Genomic DNA, 1,438 nt, shown 5'->3' with positions numbered 1-1,438 from the left:
TTTGAATTCCCTGAAGCTGAATGCTTAATTATTTTTCTCTTCCGAGATACTAAAATAGATAATAACTGGAATTAATACAATAATCATCAACGCAATTGATAATGCCGAGCCAAACGGCCAATTTCTAGCTTTAAGAAATTGATTTTGAATCAAATTTCCTACCATCATAGTTTTTGCACCACCTAAAATATCAGGAGTAATAAAAGCACCAAATGCTGGAATAAAAACCAACAAACAACCTGCAACTATACCTCGCATTGTTAATGGTAAAACTACACGAAAAAAGGTTCGTAAATCATTAGCACCTAAATCTTGAGCAGCTTCTAACAAAGAAAAATTAAAGCGTTCAATTGTGGCATATAAAGGTAAAATCATAAACGGTAAGTAGCCATAAACCAAACCAATAATCACAGCAAAGGGTGTAAATAAAAGAGTCAAAGGTTCGTTTGTAATTTGCAAACTTTGTAAGGCAATATTAAATACCCCTTCAGTCCGAAGTAAAACTATCCAAGCATAAGTACGCACTAAAAAATTAGTCCAAAAAGGAATAATTACTAGCATCAATAAAATGTTACGCCAAGGTTGTCGAATCGTGGCAATAAAATATGCTAAGGGGTAACCAATTAATAAACAAATTATAGTTGTAATTAAAGCGAGGAATAAAGACCGCCAAAATATTCCCCAATATATTCCTTGAGCTAGTCGTTGATAGTTATCTAGGGTGAATTTCCAAATAACACCCCCATAAGTACCTCGTTCTAAGAAGCTATAAATTAAAATAATCACTAAAGGGATGATGAAGAAAGCTAATAGCCAGATAGTTGCAGGAAATAGAAGAATTAGTAATTTTTTTAGTTGATATTTTTCAATGTTTGAAGTTGACTGTTTTTTCTGGGATTGCCACATATTAATTAGCTTATAAGTCAGAGATTATAATTATCAGATTGGTGTTTATTTGTCAATCAGTTAAATTAAAATTATGGCAGTCATTGTTGAGTAGATTTAGGTTTAACAAAAGGATTAATCTGTCTAGTGATAACCTTTCTACTAAGTCCGGGGAAATTAGTATCAGTCAAATACAGTTTTTTGTTTTGGATTTGATCGCTACTTTCAGATGAAAATATATCTACTTAATAAAGATGGAAAATCAGTATACCAGTCCTATTTTGGTTATTAAACAAATCTCTTGTGATGAGGAAACAGGGGTAAAAGTTTCAGAATTTTAATGTATTTTTTGATTTTTGACAAATCATTTAGAATTGCTACATCGCTCCTTTGTGGTAACATCAAACCTGTTCTACTTGAGAGATAGTGTCAAAAAGTGGCTATATATATATTAGCCAACTTTTATATATTGACAAAATTACAACTTTGTGTAAGCAGACCAAATCCTGATATTATACTATCTTAAGGTGTAAAAACTTGTTAACTTTAATAT

Annotated in this window: 1 protein-coding gene; it reads right to left on the bottom strand. The window is 31.2% G+C overall.

Annotation, left to right across the window (positions count from 1 at the left end; genetic code table 11):
• Positions 1-24 precede the first annotated feature (24 nt).
• Positions 25-906, bottom strand: a complete 882-nt coding sequence (locus AFK68_RS00155; RefSeq protein WP_094670690.1) for an ABC transporter permease — start codon at positions 904-906, stop codon at positions 25-27.
• Between the last annotated feature and the right edge of the window lie 532 nt (positions 907-1,438).

Source organism: Hydrocoleum sp. CS-953, from assembly GCF_002260545.1.
Classification (GTDB): Bacteria; Cyanobacteriota; Cyanobacteriia; order Cyanobacteriales; family Microcoleaceae; genus Trichodesmium.
Note: the sequence above shows the minus strand (reverse complement) of the source record. Positions and strands in the feature narration are given on the sequence as shown.

Coding starts and splice junctions, on each gene's coding strand:
- AFK68_RS00155 (WP_094670690.1), bottom strand. CDS start 906: ATGTGGCAATCCCAGAAAAAACAGTCAACTTCAAACATTGAAAAATAT.